A 16,905-nucleotide genomic window follows, 5' to 3' on the forward strand; every position below is an offset into this window, starting at 1 on the left:
GGGGCCAAGCATAGCGCTTGGCTAGAATCAATCTACAAATTGCCGCCAAGTATCTTTTACGCAAGGCCTTTTATCAACAACTGCGCCAGCTGTACGGCGTTCAGTGCCGCGCCTTTGCGTACGTTATCTGACGTCAGCCACAGATTTAGTTCCGCGGGGTCATCCACACCTGCGCGGACCCGTCCTACATAGACCACGTCCTGGCCAACCGCGTCGCCCACCGCCGTTGGGTAGTCCCCCTCCTCAACCCGCTCTATTCCCGGCGCTGCGTCGAGCAGGCGGTTCACGGCGGCGAGGTCGACCGGTGCGCCCAGTTGCAGAGACACTGTCAGGCTATCGCCAAAAAACACCGGGGCTTGAACGCAGGTTGCGGAAATCTTTAGCAAAGGTAATTCCAGCACTGCGCGCAGCTCGTGTACGAGGCGCTTCTCCAGGGCTGTATGACCTTGGGCGTCCGGCGTACCGACCTGAGCCAGCAGGTTGAAGGCGACCTGCCGATCAAACACCTTCGGTTCCAGTGGGCGCATATTCAGCAACTCGGCGGTTTGCCGGGCCAATTCGCTGACGGCTTCACGCCCCTGGGACGACATTGCCAGGTTGGCGGTGACGCTCACGCGCTGGATATCCAACAGGCCCCGCAATGGCGCCAGGACGACTGCCAGGTGGGTCGCCGATGGACTTGGGCTGCCGAGCTGGAAGGGTCTTTCCAGGCCGTCGAGCACATGGGCATTGGCTTCCGGCACCACCTGCGGTGCCTGTTCGACCGACAGCGCGCCCGACAAGTCGATCACCGAGCAGCCCACCGCCGTGGCACGCGGCGCAAAACTCAAGGTCACCGCCGGCCCCGCCGCAAAGAATGCCAGCTGGACTTTGCTGAAGTCGAACTCATCGACCTCCCTCACCCGCACGTTCTTGCCGCGAAACGGCACCGATGCACCGGCAGAGTTACTGCCCGCCAGCAGGTGCAGGGTGCCCACCGGGAAGCCCAGTTCTTCTAGGATCTGCACCAGGGTTTCGCCAACGGTGCCGGTGGCGCCAATCACGGCGATATCAAAGGTCTGGGTCATGGGGGCTGCCTCGGGCATTGCGGGGGGAGCGGCACTTTACCGGGTGGTGGGGGGTGAGGCAATTAACCCAGCTTTTGTGGTGTGGCTGATGGCCTCTTCGCGAGCAAGCCCGCTCCCACATTCGACCGAGTTTCGTCAGTTGGAATGCAATCAAATGTGGGAGCTGGCTTGCCTGCGATAGCGCCCGAAAGAACAATAAAAAACCCGCGCCTGTCACCAGAACGCGGGTTTCTCATCTTGCCTTACGCGATCAACGCTCCAGCAGAATCCGCAGCATGCGACGCAGTGGTTCGGCCGCGCCCCACAGCAGTTGGTCGCCCACGGTGAACGCGCCCAGGTACTGGGTACCCATGTTCAGCTTGCGCAAGCGGCCCACCGGTACATTCAGGGTGCCGGTGACCTTGGTCGGGCTCAGCTCCTGCATGCTGATGTCGCGGTTGTTCGGCACCAGCTTGACCCAAGGGTTGTGCTGGCTGATCAACGCTTCGATATCGCCGATCGGCACGTCTTTGTTCAGTTTGATGGTCAGCGCCTGGCTGTGGCAGCGCATCGCGCCGATACGCACGCAGATGCCGTCCACCGGGATCGGGCTCTTGAAGCGACCAAGGATCTTGTTGGTCTCGGCCTGGGCCTTCCATTCTTCACGGCTCTGGCCGTTCGGCAGTTCCTTGTCAATCCAGGGGATCAGGCTGCCGGCCAAAGGCACGCCGAAGTTCTCGGTCGGGTAGGCCTCGCTGCGCATGGCCTCGGCCACACGGCGGTCGATGTCGAGGATCGCGCTGGCCGGGTCAGCCAGTTGATCGGCCACAGCCGCGTGGGTCGCGCCCATCTGCTTGATCAGTTCACGCATGTTCTGCGCGCCGGCACCGGAGGCCGCCTGATAGGTCATGGCGCTCATCCACTCGACCAGGCCCGCTTCGAAAAGGCCACCCAGGCCCATCAGCATCAGGCTGACGGTGCAGTTGCCGCCGACATAGTTCTTGGTGCCCGCGTCCAGCTGCTGGTCGATGACCTTGCGGTTCACCGGGTCTAGGATGATGACGGCATCGTCCTGCATGCGCAGGCTCGACGCGGCGTCGATCCAGTAACCCTGCCAACCGGCTTCACGCAGCTTGGGGAAGACTTCGCTGGTGTAGTCGCCACCCTGACAGGTCAGAATCACGTCGAGGGTTTTCAGCTCTTCAATGTTGTAGGCGTCCTTGAGCGGGGCAATGTCCTTGCCCACGGACGGCCCTTGGCCACCCACGTTCGAAGTGGTGAAAAACACCGGCTCAATAAGATCGAAATCCTGCTCTTCCAGCATCCGCTGCATGAGCACGGAACCGACCATACCGCGCCAACCGATCAGACCTACACGTTTCATCGCAACTACACCTTGTTAAAAAGTGGGCCGCCTTGCAGCAAGAACTGCAAGCGGGCCCGAGAGATTACAGATTCCGCAGCGCGGCGACTACTGCGTCGCCCATTTCTTGCGTACCGACCTTGGTGCAACCCTGCGACCAGATGTCGCCGGTGCGCAAACCCTGATCCAGCACCAGGCTCACAGCTTTCTCGATCGCGTCGGCTGCGTCGCTCAGGTTGAAGCTGTAACGCAGCATCATCGAGACCGACAAAATCGTCGCCAGCGGGTTGGCAATGCCCTGGCCCGCGATGTCCGGCGCCGAACCGTGGCAAGGCTCGTACATGCCCTTGTTATTGGTGTCCAGGGACGCCGACGGCAGCATGCCGATGGAACCGGTGAGCATCGACGCCTGGTCGGACAGGATGTCGCCGAACAGGTTGTCGGTGACGATCACGTCGAACTGCTTGGGTGCGCGCACCAGTTGCATCGCAGCGTTGTCGACGTACATGTGGCTCAGCTCGACATCCGGATAGTCCCTGGCCACTTCCTCGACGATTTCGCGCCACAGTTGGCTGGAGGCCAGGACGTTAGCCTTGTCCACCGAACAGACTTTCTTGCCGCGCACGCGGGCCATGTCAAAACCGACACGGGCGATACGGCGGATTTCGCTCTCGCTGTACGGCAGGGTGTCGTAGGCCTGGCGCTCGCCATTTTCCAACTCACGCACACCGCGTGGCGAGCCGAAGTAGATGCCGCCGGTCAGCTCACGCACGATGAGGATATCCAGGCCCGCGACCACTTCCGGCTTGAGGCTCGACGCGTCAGCCAGTTGCGGGTAGAGGATCGCCGGACGCAGGTTGCCGAACAGGCCCAGTTGGGCGCGAATTTTCAGCAGGCCGCGCTCAGGACGGATGTCACGTTCGATCTTGTCCCATTTCGGGCCACCCACGGCGCCGAGCAGCACGGCATCGGCCGCACGGGCACGGTCCAGGGTTTCATCGGCCAGGGGCACGCCGTGCTTGTCGATGGCCGCGCCGCCGATTACGTCGTGGCTCATCTCGAAGCCCAGGCTGTACTTGGAGTTGGCCAGTTCCAGCACCTTGACCGCTTCGGCCATGATTTCCGGACCAATACCGTCGCCAGGGAGAATCAGAATCTGCTTGCTCATGCGTTCCTCATTTCATCAAGCGACCCGCCCGTGGGCAGGTCGGGAAAAATCGATCAGCGTTCGGCGAAGACCACCAGTACGTCGGTGCTGAAGGTGCCGTCGGCCTGAATTTCGTAATAATCGCGCACTTCCTGGCCCATGGCCTTCTGCAGCTCAAGGATTGCAGCGCGCAATACCTCTGGCGTGCGCATGCGCTCGACCCAGGAGGTGTATTCCAGGCGCAAGCGTTGGCGGCTGCTAGTGCGCACGTGCAGACCGGCCTCGCTGAGCTGTTGCATCCACTCCGCGGCGGAATAATCGCGCACGTGGCTGGTGTCGCGCAGCACTTCGACGGTTTGCAGGTAAGTGTCCAACAGCGGGCTGCCCGGTGACAAGACGTCGACGAACGCCGCCACGCCGCCCGGCTTGAGTACGCGGCGCACTTCGCGCAGCGCCAGGCCGAGGTCGCTCCAGTGGTGAGCCGAATAACGGCTGAACACGAAATCGAACTCGCCATCGGCGAACGGCAGACGTTCGGCAGCGCCGTGCACGGTGGTGATGTTGCCCAGGCCACGATCCTTGGCAGCGGCTGCAACCACGTCGAGCATCTGCTGGGACAGGTCATACGCCACCACGTCCTTGACCAGCGGCGCCACATGGAAACTCACATGACCGGCACCGCAGCCCAGATCCAGCAGCCGTGCAGCGCCCTGCCCGGCCAGTTCGGCCTGGAGCAGCGCGAATTCGGTGCCTTGGGCGTGCACGGCACTGCTCAGGTAGGCAGACGCCTGTTCGCCGAATTGTTTTTGCACGATGTGGGTGTGGGCGGTGGTGGTCATGGTGGCTTTCCTTGGGACGTGTGTTGTTTTTGCTGCCGCCTTCGCGAGCAAGCCCGCTCCCACATTTGACCGAGTTTCTTCAGTTGAAATGCAATCAAAAGTGGGAGCGGCGGTGCGACGATTCGACTTGCTCGCGAAGGGGCCTGTCCGGCTTATATAAAATCAAGCATCGCGAAACAACCAAGGCTGGCTCGCCCGGTGCTTGGCTTCAAACGCTGCAATCGCATCGCCGTCCTGCAAGGTCAGGCCGATGTCGTCCAAGCCGTTGATCAGGCAGTGCTTACGGAACGCATCGACTTCAAAGTGATACACCTTGCCATCCGGACGGGTCACGGTTTGCGCAGCCAGGTCGACGGTCAGTTGGTAGCCCTCTTCGGCCTCCACCTGCTTGAACAGCTCGTCGACTTCTTCGTCGGTCAGGATGATCGGCAACAGGCCGTTCTTGAAGCTGTTGTTGAAGAAGATGTCGGCATAGCTCGGCGCGATGATGCTGCGAAAGCCATATTCTTCCAGGGCCCACGGCGCGTGTTCACGGCTGGAGCCGCAACCGAAGTTTTCCCGGGCCAGCAGTACGCTGGCGCCTTGGTAACGCTCGGCGTTGAGCACGAAGTCCTTGTTCAGCGGGCGCTTGGAGTTGTCCTGGTAGGCGTAGCCCACGTCCAGGTAACGCCACTCGTCGAACAGGTTCGGGCCAAAACCGGTGCGCTTGATCGACTTCAAGAACTGCTTGGGGATGATCTGGTCGGTGTCGACGTTGGCACGGTCCAATGGGGCGACAAGGCCGGTGTGTTGGGTAAAAGCACGCATCGGGTATTCCTCAGATCAATTCGCGAACGTCGATGAAACGACCGTTGACGGCAGCTGCAGCAGCCATGGCCGGGCTGACCAAGTGGGTACGCCCACCGGCGCCCTGACGCCCTTCGAAGTTACGGTTGGAGGTGGAGGCGCAATGCTCGCCCGATTCCAAACGGTCCGGGTTCATCGCCAGGCACATCGAGCAGCCTGGCTCACGCCATTCAAAACCGGCTTCAAGAAAGATCTTGTCCAGGCCTTCGGCTTCGGCTTGCGCTTTGACCAGGCCCGAACCCGGCACCACGATGGCTTGTTTGATGGTCGACGCCACTTTGCGGCCCTTGGCGATCACCGCCGCAGCGCGCAGGTCTTCGATCCGCGAGTTGGTGCAGGACCCGATGAACACGCGGTCCAACTGGATGTCGGTGATCGCTTGGTTGGCCTGCAAGCCCATGTACTTCAAGGCGCGCTCGATGGAGCCGCGCTTGACCAGGTCGGTTTCTTTAGCCGGGTCCGGCACGTTCTGGTCGACGGCCAGGACCATTTCCGGCGAAGTGCCCCAGCTGACTTGTGGCTTGATCTGGGCAGCGTCGAGCTCGACCACGGTGTCGAACACCGCGTCGGCGTCGGAGACCAGGTCCTTCCAGGCTTCAACAGCGGCGTCCCAATCCGCACCTTGCGGAGCAAATGGGCGACCCTTGACGTATTCGACGGTTTTTTCGTCCGCCGCGACCATGCCGACGCGGGCACCGGCTTCAATGGACATGTTGCAGATGGTCATGCGGCCTTCGATAGACAGGTCGCGAATCGCACTGCCGGCGAACTCGATGGCATGGCCGTTACCGCCAGCGGTGCCGATCTTGCCGATCACCGCAAGGACGATGTCCTTGGCAGTCACGCCAAATGGCAATGTGCCTTCGACCTTGACCAGCATGTTCTTCATTTTCTTGGCGACCAGGCACTGGGTGGCGAACACATGTTCCACCTCGGAGGTGCCGATGCCGTGGGCCAAGGCGCCGAATGCACCGTGGGTGGAGGTGTGGGAATCACCGCACACCACGGTCATGCCCGGCAAGGTGGCGCCCTGCTCCGGGCCGATCACGTGCACGATGCCTTGACGCACGTCATTCATCTTGAATTCGGTAATGCCATATTCGTCGCAGTAATCGTCGAGGGTCTGAACCTGCAAACGCGAAACCTGGTCGGCAATCGCGTCGATGCCACCTTTGCGCTCGGGAGTGGTCGGCACGTTGTGGTCGGGGGTGGCGATGATGGAGTCGACGCGCCAAGGCTTGCGCCCGGCCAGACGCAGGCCTTCGAACGCTTGGGGCGAGGTCACTTCATGGATGATGTGACGGTCGATATAGATCAGCGACGAACCATCGTCGCGCCGTTTCACTTCATGGGAATCCCAAAGCTTGTCGTAAAGCGTTTTGCCGGCCATCAGTCGGTCCTCATCAGCGGTATTTCTTTATGCGGGCTTTTCAATAACCCTTTGGCTTGTGAGGCTGATGGTATGGCGCTACATTAAATAACTCAAATTCATATTTTTTATGCTTTGGATTACCAACTGGAATACATCCATGGATCTGGCCAACCTCAATGCCTTCATTGCCATCGCCGAGACTGGCAGCTTCTCCGGCGCCGGCGAGCGCCTGCACCTGACCCAACCGGCCATCAGCAAACGCATCGCCGGTCTGGAGCAACAATTAAAGGTGCGCCTGTTCGATCGCCTGGGCCGTGAAGTCGGCTTGACCGAAGCCGGACGGGCCTTGCTGCCGCGCGCCTATCAGATCCTCAACGTGCTGGACGACACCCGCCGCGCACTCACCAACCTCACCGGCGAAGTCAGCGGCCGGCTGACCCTGGCCACCAGTCACCACATCGGCCTGCATCGCTTGCCGCCGGTGCTACGTACTTTTACCCGGGAATACCCGAATGTGGCGCTGGATATTCAGTTCCTCGATTCGGAAGTGGCCTACGAAGAAATCCTCCATGGCCGCGCCGAAGTGGCGGTGATTACCCTGGCGCCCGATCCTCACAACCTGGTACGCGCCACCCCGGTCTGGGATGACCCGCTGGATTTCGTGGTGGCGCCGGAACACAGCCTGATCAGCAACGGCAGCGTCAGCCTGGCCGATATTGCCGGCCACCCGGCGGTTTTCCCTGGAGGTAATACCTTTACCCACCATATCGTCAGCCGCCTGTTCGAGGCCCAGGGCCTCACCCCGAACATCGCGATGAGCACTAACTATCTGGAAACTATCAAGATGATGGTGTCCATCGGCCTGGCCTGGAGCGTGCTGCCACGCACCATGCTCGATGATCAGGTGGCAAGTATCGCTTTACCGGGCATACAGCTCAGTCGCCAGCTAGGCTATATCGTGCACACCGAAAGGACGCTGTCGAACGCTGCGCGGGCTTTCATGAGCCTATTGGATGCACAGGTCGATCTGCCAGGGATACCGGCATGAAGCCGTGCGGCCTCAAGGTCTGAACAGAACCGCGCTGAACGCCCATTGAGCCAAGGCCCTTTGATAATGCGCAACCCCGTCGATTCCGTGCCACCCCTGCCCCGCATCTACGCCCTGGATCCCCAAGCGGCGGAACAAAGCTGGGACAGCGCCCCGCAATTGCTGGCAGCGCTCAATGCTGCCCGGCTAGGGGCTTGGTGTTGGGAAATCGACAGCGGACGTATCAGCTGGTCACGGGGCACCCAGGCACTGTTTGGCTTTGACCCACGCCAGCCGCTGCCCAACGACCTGGACTACCTGGACCTGCTGGCCCCCGAAGACAGCGCCCGCGTAGTGCGGGCATTCCATGCGGTGCTGGCGGGCGAGCCGTTCGAACAGGCCATGCATCACCATATCCAATGGCCAGATGGCAGCCTGCACTGGCTGGAAATCAACGGCAGCCTGGCGCCGGACAAGGCCGGACGGCGCCGCATGATCGGGGTGATCCGCGAAATCACCCACCAGCGCGACCGCGAAAACGCCCTCAGCCACTCCGAGAAACGCTTCGCCACGCTGTTCCACCTGTGCCCGAACATGGTCCTGCTGACCCGCCAGGCCGACGGCCTGATCAGCGAAGCCAACCAGTATTTTGAAATGCTGTTCGGCTGGCCGCTCGCCGACGCCATCGGCCGCACCACCCTGGACCTCGGCCTGTGGCGCCACCCGGAGCAACGCGCGCAGCTGGTAAAAGCCACCCAGCGCAAGGGCGAGCCGATCACCATGGAGGTGCAGTTTTGCGCCAGTAATGGCCAAATCCACGATGGTACCCTCAGTGCACAGAAGGTCGAGCTGGAGGGCGAGGCCTACCTGATCAGCACCTTTCTCGACACCACCGAGCGCAAAAACGCCGAGCAGGCCCTCAAGGACAGCCAGGAGCGCCTCGACCTGGCCCTGGATTCGGCGCAACTGGGTACCTGGGACTGGCACATCCCCACCGGCATGCTCTATGGCTCGGCCCGCGCCGCCCAATTGCACGGGCTGCCGCCGGAACCCTTCCATGAGTCGTTCGACGCCTTCTTCGAAGGCATGCCCGATGACGAGCGCGAAAGCATGCGCAACGCCTATCGGACCCTGCGCGAAGGCCCAGCCGGCAACTATCAACTGACTTACCGCGTGCCGATGGAAGACGGCAGTTCGCGCTACCTCGAAAGCCGCGCGCGCCTGTACCGTGACGAACAGGGCGCACCGCTGCGCATGGCCGGCACCTTGCTGGATATCACTGACCAGGTGGAACGCGAACAGCGCCTGACCGCCTCCGAGGAAAAATTCGCCAGCCTGTTCCAGGTCAGCCCCGACCCGATCTGCGTCACCTGTCTGGACGGCGGCACGTTTATCGAGATCAACCCCGCGTTTACCCAGACGTTTGGCTGGACGGCCGCCGAAGTCATCGACAAGAGCGCCGAACAGATCGGCCTGTGGGACGAATCCAGCAAGCGTCTGCAACGGATCGAGCGGGTGATCCGCGAGCAGGCGTTGAGCAATGTGGCGATCGTGGCGCATCACAAGAACGGTCAGGCGCTGACCTGCGTGATTTCCAGCCGACTGATCAAAGTGGGTGACCAGCCGTGTATCGTCACCACCTTGCGCGACATCACTCAGCAGCAACGCTCGGAAGCGGCGCTCAAGGCCAGCGAAGAGAAGTTCGCCAAAGCCTTCCATTCCAGCCCCGATGCCATCTCCATCACCGAGCGCGACACCGGCCGTTATGTGGAGGTCAACGACGGCTTCTGCCGCCTGACCGGCTATCGCGCCGAGGAGGCCATCGGCCTGACCCTTTACCAGATCGGCATCTGGGCCGACGAGAACCAACGCGCCGCGCTACTGGCCGAATTGCAGATCAAGGGCCGTATCAATTACTTGGAAATGCTCTGGCACAACAAACGCGGTGAGTTACTGGCAGTGGAAGTCTCGGTAGAGCCCATTACCTTGAACGAAACCCCGTGCCTGCTACTGACCGCACGAGACGTGAGCCTGCTGAAAAACGCCCAGGCACAGATCCGCCACCTCGCCTACCACGACCCACTGACCAACCTGCCCAACCGCGCCCTGCTGATGGACCGCCTGAGCCAGCAGATCGCCCTGCTCAAGCGGCATAACCTGCGCGGCGCACTGTTGTTCCTCGACCTCGACCACTTCAAGCACATCAACGATTCCCTGGGCCATCCGGTGGGCGATACCGTGCTGAAGATCGTCACGGCCCGCCTGGAAGCCAGCGTGCGCATGGAAGACACCGTGGCGCGCCTGGGTGGCGATGAGTTCGTGGTGTTGCTCAGCGGCCTGGATGGCACGCGCACGGAGGTCAGCAACCAGGTACAGGAGCTGGCCGACACGTTGCGTGAGCTGCTTTCCGAGCCGATGTTTCTGGACGGCCATCGTTTACAGGTCACACCGAGCATTGGCGTGGCATTGATTCCCGATCACGGCTCCACGCCGGCGGACCTGCTCAAGCGTGCCGATATCGCCCTGTACCGCGCCAAGGATTCAGGACGCAATACCACCCAGATGTTCCACAACAGCATGCAAAAAACCGCCAGCGAACGCCTGCGCATGGAGACTGACCTGCGCCTGGCCCTGTCGCGCGGTGAATTCAGCGTGCATTACCAACCGCAAGTGGATGCGCGGGGCAACCGCATCGTCGGCGCCGAGGCCCTGGTGCGTTGGCAGCATCCGCAATTGGGCGCGCAGTCACCCTCCGAATTCATCAAGGTGCTGGAGGACAGCGGCCTCATTCTTGAAGTCGGCACCTGGATCCTGGATGAAGCCTGTGCGGCCTTCCAACAACTGATTGCGGAAGGCCTGGTCGACCCGCTGAATTTCAGTCTGTGCGTGAACATCAGCCCTCGGCAGTTCCGCCAGAACGACTTCGTGGAGCGGGTGGAGCGCAGTCTCAAGCAGCACAAATTGCCGTTCAGCCTGTTGAAACTGGAAATTACCGAAGGCATCGTGATCCAGAACCTGGACGACACCATCAGCAAAATGCGTCGCTTGAAAAAACTCGGCGTGAGCTTTGCGATGGATGACTTCGGCACCGGCTATTCATCGCTCACTTACCTCAAACGCCTGCCGGTGGATGCCCTGAAGATTGACCAGTCGTTTGTGCGTGACGCCACCCATGACCCCAACGATGCCGAGATCATCCGCGCCATTGTCGCCATGGCCCGCAGCCTGAACCTGGAGGTGATTGCCGAAGGGGTGGAAACCCAGGACCAACTGGCCTTCCTGCAGGGCCTGGGCTGCCATTTGTACCAAGGGTATTTGCATAGCCGACCGCTGCCCATGATCGGATTCCGCGAGCGTTTACTCGCGGGAGAAGGCCGGGGTTAAACCAGTTTCAAGGCGTGACCTTCCTTTTGCATCCAGTCCGAACCTTGCAACTCGCGCTTGATGCCATATTCATCAATGGCCCCCTCCACAACGACCACCGAATGCCCGAAGTTCGCCAAGGTGCCTGGCACGCCTGATGCCAGCTCCTGCACGCTACTGGAGCGGGTAAAGGCGTATAAGCCGAGGCGACGCAACGCATCGCCCGGGATCTCACCGTCGTTCAGCGTTTTCAGGGCGGCGTCAAAACTTGCACTGGCGCGGAACTCATGATTTTCCAGCTGGGCACGCTTGGCGCTCGCCGCGTAGAGGAATACCGCATCGTCAACCAGGCCCTTGTCCTCGCCATGGAAGTTGGCAGCCGCTCGCGCCCTTTGCAACTCGACGTGAGTGAAGCGCACCGTGCAACCATCACGCATGATGGTGGTGAAACCTTCGGGCGTTTCGGTGACATGCTTGAAGATCCCCATAGGGTTCTGCCCATACTTCATCATCGCAGCCTTGATTGCCGACACCGTGACACAGTTACCCTCGACGCCTTGATAGAAACCGTTCCAGATATCGACAGGCTTTGTGCCGACGGGCACCGCCGAGAACTGCGCAGGCTTACCGTTGGGTTCGACCGGTACGTCTGCGGCAAGCTGGTAGCCATAATCCTTGCTGACAGCCGCTTGCCCACCGTTATCATGCTTGATGCCATCCGCGACCAATGCACCCGAATAGTTAAAGGTGCTGATAACGCCGACGCTGCCTGGCTCACGCAATTTATCGGGGGGCACAACGCGTATGAAGCCGATCAGGCCCATGCCTTTCAACACGCGATAGGTGTGCTCCCCACGCAAGGTGCTCGATAGCGCTGCATCAAACTCAACATTGCCCTCGACCTGCTTGCGCTTGGCAAAGGCGGCCAGCATGAAATTGGCATCGGCGCCCATTGGCGCGTCAGGGCCGGTCAATCGTGAGGCTCCACAGGTGCGTTGCAACTCCTGCGCTGACAGCGTCACTTCAAACCCATCTTTCATGGTGATGCGGTAACCCGTTTTCGTGGCCTCGACCGTTTCAAACATGTCGGAGGGCGAACGGCCAAACCGCAGCATCATCATCTTGATGACAGCAGCATGGCTGCTCAGGTCAAACACTTCGCCGAAATTACGCGAAACCGGCGCGAATCCCTGCAACACCTCTGCAACGTCGGGAGGGGCACTTTTATTGCGGCGTTCAACCTCGGGGACGACCGTCGGCGGTTCGGGGGCAGGGGCAACGCGGCGCGTTGGCGCACTGTCGCTCACCAACGTATACATATAGCTTCGATCGGGAGAACGTTGCCGGCCAAACTGATGCGCCTTGTCAGCGTAAATTAACGACGAGCCAGAGTCATAGCTGTCTGCAACCCCCGCCAGCCCCTCCGAGATAGCCGTTGCAGTGGGGCGGTATTGGAGATGGCCGGACAACCCCATGCCTTTGAGCATGTTGAACGCCGTTTCACCCTGCAACGACTGGGTCAAGACCGACTCAAAACCAGGCCGATCATCCGCATTACCGCTGGCTGATTGTTTGCGCTTGATAAACACAGCCAACGCAAAATGGGCACTGCTCAGTGCATCGTTGTGATGGCCGGTAAAACGCGACGCGGACGCCGCCTGCTGCAACTCCTGTTTGGAAACATGCAGCGTGTAACCATCTTTCATGGTCACGTCATACCCATCGTTACTGCCCTTTACTTCGTTGAAAAAATCCGCAGGACGCGGGCCAAACGTGAGCATCATCAGATTAATGACGGCGCTGTGCGAACTGGCATTGAAATGCTCACCGAAGCCACGCTCCGGCACATCAACAGGGGGAGTGCGAGATATTCCTAAAGCACTCGACAACTGCGCAGCCATGGGGTTAGAACGCACGAAAGATCCAATTGCAAACGTACTCATATCGTTAACTCTTTTATTAATTAGTTGGACGAGTTCGTGACAAGAAAATCAGATCAAACGTTGTTGTCACATCAACGCGATGGCTTGGCCGCCTGTGGGCCGGCCGCCTTTGCGCCCATAGTTCTCTTCAATTCCGTCCACGATAGCCACTGAGTGCCCGCGCCGGTTGACCATGCCAATCAATGACTTGTCAGCGAATTCACGCACCGATACACGCTTCATATGGTCTTTTAGCCCCAGACGTTTGAACCCCTCCCCAGGGCCCCATTCATCTTCACCATCGTTGAGGCTTCTTATGGCGGCTTCATAACTTTTGCCTGCCCGTCCGTCGTTGTTCTCCATTTGCGCCCGCTTGGCAGAAACTGCAAACAGGAAATGTGCATCCTTGAGCATGCCAGGATCATTTATTCCAACAAAGTTGGAGCCGCGGATGGCACTGTCCAACTCCGCCTTGCTGAGTTCTACCGTCATGCCGTCACGCATGACAACTTTAAATCCATCCACGCCTTTCTCGACAGACTTGTAAATATCCTTAGGGCTTTGGCCAAACTTTGCCATCGCCGCCTTGATAGCGGAGATTGTCACACAGTTACCATTTCTGCCCTGACGAAAACCACTGAAGATATCTTTGGGCTTTGCACCTCGACGCTGAGTGGAAAGCTCGGGGATAGGTTCGTTTTGTTTATCGGTGAGCCTCGTATCGGGAGTGGGTTGTACGCGTGGCGACGGTGCAGGTACATCGTTGTTTTTCGGTTCAACCGGATGCACGTCTCCACGCAAGAGGCTTTGCAATTGAGTGAAAAACTGCTTGAACACTTCTCCCAACATGCTGAGCAAGGCCGAAGTGTCCGCGTTATTACTGAAACTATCGGACTTTACCTCTGAGCGAGGAACAGCTGTTGCAGTACGAACGTTTTCTCTGGGCACAGAGTGGAGCGATGCACGAACTGAATGGTCTGGTGTCCGGCAAGGCTCAATAGTTGGCGATACAACACGGTTATGGCTTATCGATAACATGTTTAAGTCTCATTGAGTGCCCCCTGGCCGAAACGACCAGAGGACCAGCATTTATGTTCAACGCGTCAAGATAACGGGCTCAAAAACGTGGACGGAGGCCAGGCTTGTTAGCTCGGTGGTTGTCGAAACGCTTATGGGATTGGCTGCTGCAATCATCAACCAAGTCATCCGGTGCGGGGGATGTAAGGTCCGTATTGGGTGGGGTATTAGGCTTTGGATTCACAGGGGCCGGGGTATCAGGCTTTGGATTCACGTTGGTCGGGGTAACAGGCCTTGGATTCACATGGATCGGGGTATCAGGCTTTGGATTCAGGTTGGTCGGGATGTCCGGCCTTGGATTCACGTTGGTCGGGGTAACAGGCTTGGGATTCACATGGGTCGGAATGACCGGAGGCTGTGGCGACGGCTGTCCGTCGGGCTTCGGCATTACCGGGGGTTGTGGAGACGGCTGCTTATCAAGCCTCGGCGTCACCGGGGGTTGTGGCGCTACTTTTTCATCTGTATGCGGGCAATGACAGTTTTGGACCTGCACCGTCACGTTGATATCAGACGACAGCTTATTTTTATAATCCACAGGGGTGAGAGGAGGCTTTGCCTGCTGAGTATCGAGTTTGCCGTCAGGCCTAATGCTCACCTGGGTACGACCATCCGGCATGACTTTAACCTCCGGGTCCGGCTTCACCCGTGCCTTGGTATCCGCTTCGGGTGCCACCTTGTCCTGCGCCTTCGCATCCACAACGTTCTTGGTATCGGTGCCAGGCAGCACGGTCTTCTTGGTATCCACCCCCGGCGCGACCTTGTGCTCGACCTTCACATCCGGCACGTTCTTGGCATCGGTGCCAGGCAGCACGGTCTTCTTGGCATCCACCCCCGGTGCGACCTTGTGCTCGACCTTCACATCCGGCACGTTCTTGGTATCGGTGCCAGGTAGCACGGTCTTCTTGGTATCCACCCCCGGTGCGACCTTGTGCTCGACCTTCACATCCGGCACGTTCTTGGCATCGGTGCCAGGTAGCACGGTCTTCTTGGTATCCACCCCCGGTGCGACCTTGTGTTCGGCCTTCATATCCGGAACGTCTTTGCCATCGGTACCAGGCTTCACCGGGGGCTGGGCATCAAGGTCACCAGGCAGGCGGGGCAACACCCCCATGCCCGCGAGCATGCTACGCATCGCTTTGACCGCGAACTCAAACATGGCAAATAACTTTTCCAGGGACTCCTTATTCATCGGCACATTGTTTTCTTTTGGTGTCGGACTACTGTCCTTTAGAAACTTATTCATACTGTCCATAGACGGCGACAACTCGAGCGACTTATCAGCGTGCACGGAAGTCTGATTAAGCTGTGGATAATGTGTGTTCGTTGGCATGAACTGCTTGGCCGAGACATTAGACATATTTTTATTCCTGAATCTGTGCCCACCCCCGCACCGGCAGGAGAGAGACCATGATTGACATTAAGTGTGAAACAACGGTGAGTTCGACAAACTCGCAAGATTCGTGGGGCGCAAAGGAGATGAGTTCCGAATAATCGTGGCTTATATAAGGAAACCAATTCAGCAACGGAGACGTTTGCCTATGGACACTCGCAGAAAAACCCTGACTGCACGCGCCTCACATCCACCCAAGAGTGGAAACTTGAGGAAACACCCCATGAACAAAGCAACTTAAAGAAAACAACAACGCTATTTAAAAAACAAAAGCTATGTTAATTGGCGCACGCGCAAGTACCTGCCCCACCACCCGAGAACATTAAAAAATTAAACTTCAGTAGCAGTTGGGCCAAACATTCATACGCCTTTGCATATATCTCGCAACACCACAACAACCACCCAAAACGAATAAAAAACCCAAGCCAGGCCCAGGCAGCACAGGACGATGCCAAACATATTTTTCAGACAAAAAAAAGGCACCTTTCGGCGCCCCTTACAGCAACAGATGAAACACTTATATATGTAAACCTAATCTTGCAGCGCCACAGACTGTTCGCGCCGACTGGGCATACCCAACAAACGCCCGACCTGCTCCAGGTCGGTTTCCCTGCGCATCAGCGTAAACAATTCCACCGCCTCAGGGTAATTGCGGGTGAGCATCGCCAGCCATTGCTTCAAACGCCCCGGCGCCTGACGCTCGGTCAGTTGCGCCACCGACTGGGTCCAAAACTCCTGGAGCATCGGCTGCATCTCTGCCCACGTCATCTCGACCACCTCCTCCCCTGCCCGCGCCGCAGCGATCTGCCGCGCCAGGTCCGGACGCGCTACCAGGCCACGGCCCAGCATGATGTCTTCGGCGCCACTGACTTCGCGACAGCGCTTCCAGTCTTCAACACTCCAGATATCGCCATTGGCGAACACCGGGACCTTGACCACCTCCTGTACGCGCGGGATCCATTCCCAATGGGCAGGCGGCTTGTAGCCGTCGGTCTTGGTACGCGCATGCACCACGATATGCGCCGCGCCGCCTTCGGCCAGGGCCGTGGCGCAGACCAGAGCGCCATCCGGGCTGTCGAAACCCAGGCGCATTTTCGCGGTGACGGGAATGTGGGCCGGCACTGCGCGTCGGACGTGTTCGACGATCTGGTTGAGCAACTCCGGCTCCTTGAGCAGCACCGCACCGCCTCGGGACTTGTTGACGGTCTTGGCCGGGCAGCCGAAGTTCAGGTCAATGACCTGCGAACCCAGCTCACACGCCAGCGCAGCGTTTTCCGCCAGGCACACCGGGTCGGAGCCGAGCAATTGCACACGCAACGGCACACCCGCAGCGGTGTGGGCACCGTGGAGCAGTTCCGGGGCGAGTTTGTGGAAATACGCAGGGGTGAGCAGGCGGTCGTTGACGCGGATGAACTCGGTCACGCACCAGTCAATACCGCCGACACGGGTGAGAACGTCCCGCAGGATGTTGTCGACCAACCCCTCCATGGGCGCCAAAGCAATTTGCATGGAA

The 16,905-nt window shown here is 59.4% G+C and carries 12 protein-coding genes; 2 read left to right on the forward strand and 10 right to left on the reverse strand.

What is annotated here, in order from left to right:
- Positions 1 to 56: 56 nt before the first annotated feature.
- From PF1751_RS18615 to leuC, 6 genes are all read right to left on the reverse strand, one after another.
- Complete coding sequence (locus PF1751_RS18615; protein WP_010209066.1) at positions 57 to 1,067, reverse strand: aspartate-semialdehyde dehydrogenase; 1,011 nt, start codon at positions 1,065 to 1,067, stop codon at positions 57 to 59.
- A 250-nt stretch (positions 1,068 to 1,317) separates the two neighbouring features.
- Positions 1,318 to 2,430, reverse strand: coding sequence for an aspartate-semialdehyde dehydrogenase (gene asd / locus PF1751_RS18620; RefSeq protein ID WP_010209065.1), 1,113 nt, complete (start codon positions 2,428 to 2,430; stop codon positions 1,318 to 1,320).
- 64 nt (positions 2,431 to 2,494) lie between these two features.
- The gene (gene leuB / locus PF1751_RS18625; RefSeq protein ID WP_010209063.1) at positions 2,495 to 3,577 is read right to left on the reverse strand and encodes a 3-isopropylmalate dehydrogenase; all 1,083 of its coding nucleotides are present in this window, start codon (positions 3,575 to 3,577) and stop codon (positions 2,495 to 2,497) included.
- A gap of 53 nt (positions 3,578 to 3,630) precedes the next feature.
- Entirely contained in the window at positions 3,631 to 4,395 is a 765-nt protein-coding gene (locus PF1751_RS18630) for a class I SAM-dependent methyltransferase (protein WP_044287555.1), read from the reverse strand.
- A 162-nt stretch (positions 4,396 to 4,557) separates the two neighbouring features.
- Positions 4,558 to 5,202 carry a 3-isopropylmalate dehydratase small subunit gene (gene leuD, locus PF1751_RS18635; protein ID WP_010209061.1) on the reverse strand — a complete coding sequence of 215 codons (645 nt, stop codon included), beginning with the start codon at positions 5,200 to 5,202 and terminating at the stop codon, positions 4,558 to 4,560.
- A 10-nt stretch (positions 5,203 to 5,212) separates the two neighbouring features.
- Complete coding sequence (gene leuC / locus PF1751_RS18640; RefSeq protein ID WP_010209060.1) at positions 5,213 to 6,631, reverse strand: 3-isopropylmalate dehydratase large subunit; 1,419 nt, start codon at positions 6,629 to 6,631, stop codon at positions 5,213 to 5,215.
- A gap of 139 nt (positions 6,632 to 6,770) precedes the next feature.
- Between leuC and PF1751_RS18645 the strand changes: the two genes are divergently transcribed.
- Together PF1751_RS18645 and PF1751_RS18650 are read left to right on the forward strand one after the other, a co-directional pair.
- Positions 6,771 to 7,661, forward strand: coding sequence for a LysR family transcriptional regulator (locus tag PF1751_RS18645; RefSeq protein ID WP_021491201.1), 891 nt, complete (start codon positions 6,771 to 6,773; stop codon positions 7,659 to 7,661).
- 66 nt (positions 7,662 to 7,727) lie between these two features.
- The gene (locus PF1751_RS18650; RefSeq protein WP_010209058.1) at positions 7,728 to 11,024 is read left to right on the forward strand and encodes an EAL domain-containing protein; all 3,297 of its coding nucleotides are present in this window, start codon (positions 7,728 to 7,730) and stop codon (positions 11,022 to 11,024) included.
- Here PF1751_RS18650 and PF1751_RS18655 read toward each other — a convergent pair.
- The 4 genes from PF1751_RS18655 to PF1751_RS18670 form a co-directional block, all read right to left on the reverse strand.
- Positions 11,021 to 12,946, reverse strand: a complete 1,926-nt coding sequence (locus PF1751_RS18655) for a hypothetical protein (RefSeq protein ID WP_052806516.1) — start codon at positions 12,944 to 12,946, stop codon at positions 11,021 to 11,023. The two genes, PF1751_RS18650 and PF1751_RS18655, sit on opposite strands and share 4 nt — an antisense overlap.
- Before the next feature lie 66 nt (positions 12,947 to 13,012).
- On the reverse strand, positions 13,013 to 13,774 hold the full coding sequence (locus PF1751_RS18660) for a hypothetical protein (RefSeq protein WP_069672438.1): 762 nt from the start codon (positions 13,772 to 13,774) through the stop codon (positions 13,013 to 13,015).
- Between the two features lie 268 nt (positions 13,775 to 14,042).
- Positions 14,043 to 15,359, reverse strand: a complete 1,317-nt coding sequence (locus tag PF1751_RS18665; RefSeq protein ID WP_044287558.1) for a hypothetical protein — start codon at positions 15,357 to 15,359, stop codon at positions 14,043 to 14,045.
- Positions 15,360 to 15,923: 564 nt separating this feature from the next.
- Positions 15,924 to 16,901 (reverse strand): tRNA dihydrouridine synthase, encoded by a 978-nt coding sequence (locus PF1751_RS18670; protein ID WP_044287559.1) that lies wholly within the window; start codon positions 16,899 to 16,901, stop codon positions 15,924 to 15,926.
- Between the last annotated feature and the right edge of the window lie 4 nt (positions 16,902 to 16,905).

Origin of the sequence: Pseudomonas simiae (genome assembly GCF_000934565.1) — a bacterium.
Lineage (GTDB): Bacteria > Pseudomonadota > Gammaproteobacteria > Pseudomonadales > Pseudomonadaceae > Aquipseudomonas > Aquipseudomonas simiae.

Coding starts and splice junctions, on each gene's coding strand:
- PF1751_RS18615 (WP_010209066.1), bottom strand. CDS start 1,067: ATGACCCAGACCTTTGATATCGCCGTGATTGGCGCCACCGGCACCGTT.
- asd (WP_010209065.1), bottom strand. CDS start 2,430: ATGAAACGTGTAGGTCTGATCGGTTGGCGCGGTATGGTCGGTTCCGTG.
- leuB (WP_010209063.1), bottom strand. CDS start 3,577: ATGAGCAAGCAGATTCTGATTCTCCCTGGCGACGGTATTGGTCCGGAA.
- PF1751_RS18630 (WP_044287555.1), bottom strand. CDS start 4,395: ATGACCACCACCGCCCACACCCACATCGTGCAAAAACAATTCGGCGAA.
- leuD (WP_010209061.1), bottom strand. CDS start 5,202: ATGCGTGCTTTTACCCAACACACCGGCCTTGTCGCCCCATTGGACCGT.
- leuC (WP_010209060.1), bottom strand. CDS start 6,631: ATGGCCGGCAAAACGCTTTACGACAAGCTTTGGGATTCCCATGAAGTG.
- PF1751_RS18645 (WP_021491201.1), top strand. CDS start 6,771: ATGGATCTGGCCAACCTCAATGCCTTCATTGCCATCGCCGAGACTGGC.
- PF1751_RS18650 (WP_010209058.1), top strand. CDS start 7,728: ATGCGCAACCCCGTCGATTCCGTGCCACCCCTGCCCCGCATCTACGCC.
- PF1751_RS18655 (WP_052806516.1), bottom strand. CDS start 12,946: ATGAGTACGTTTGCAATTGGATCTTTCGTGCGTTCTAACCCCATGGCT.
- PF1751_RS18660 (WP_069672438.1), bottom strand. CDS start 13,774: ATGTTGGGAGAAGTGTTCAAGCAGTTTTTCACTCAATTGCAAAGCCTC.
- PF1751_RS18665 (WP_044287558.1), bottom strand. CDS start 15,359: ATGTCTAATGTCTCGGCCAAGCAGTTCATGCCAACGAACACACATTAT.
- PF1751_RS18670 (WP_044287559.1), bottom strand. CDS start 16,901: ATGCAAATTGCTTTGGCGCCCATGGAGGGGTTGGTCGACAACATCCTG.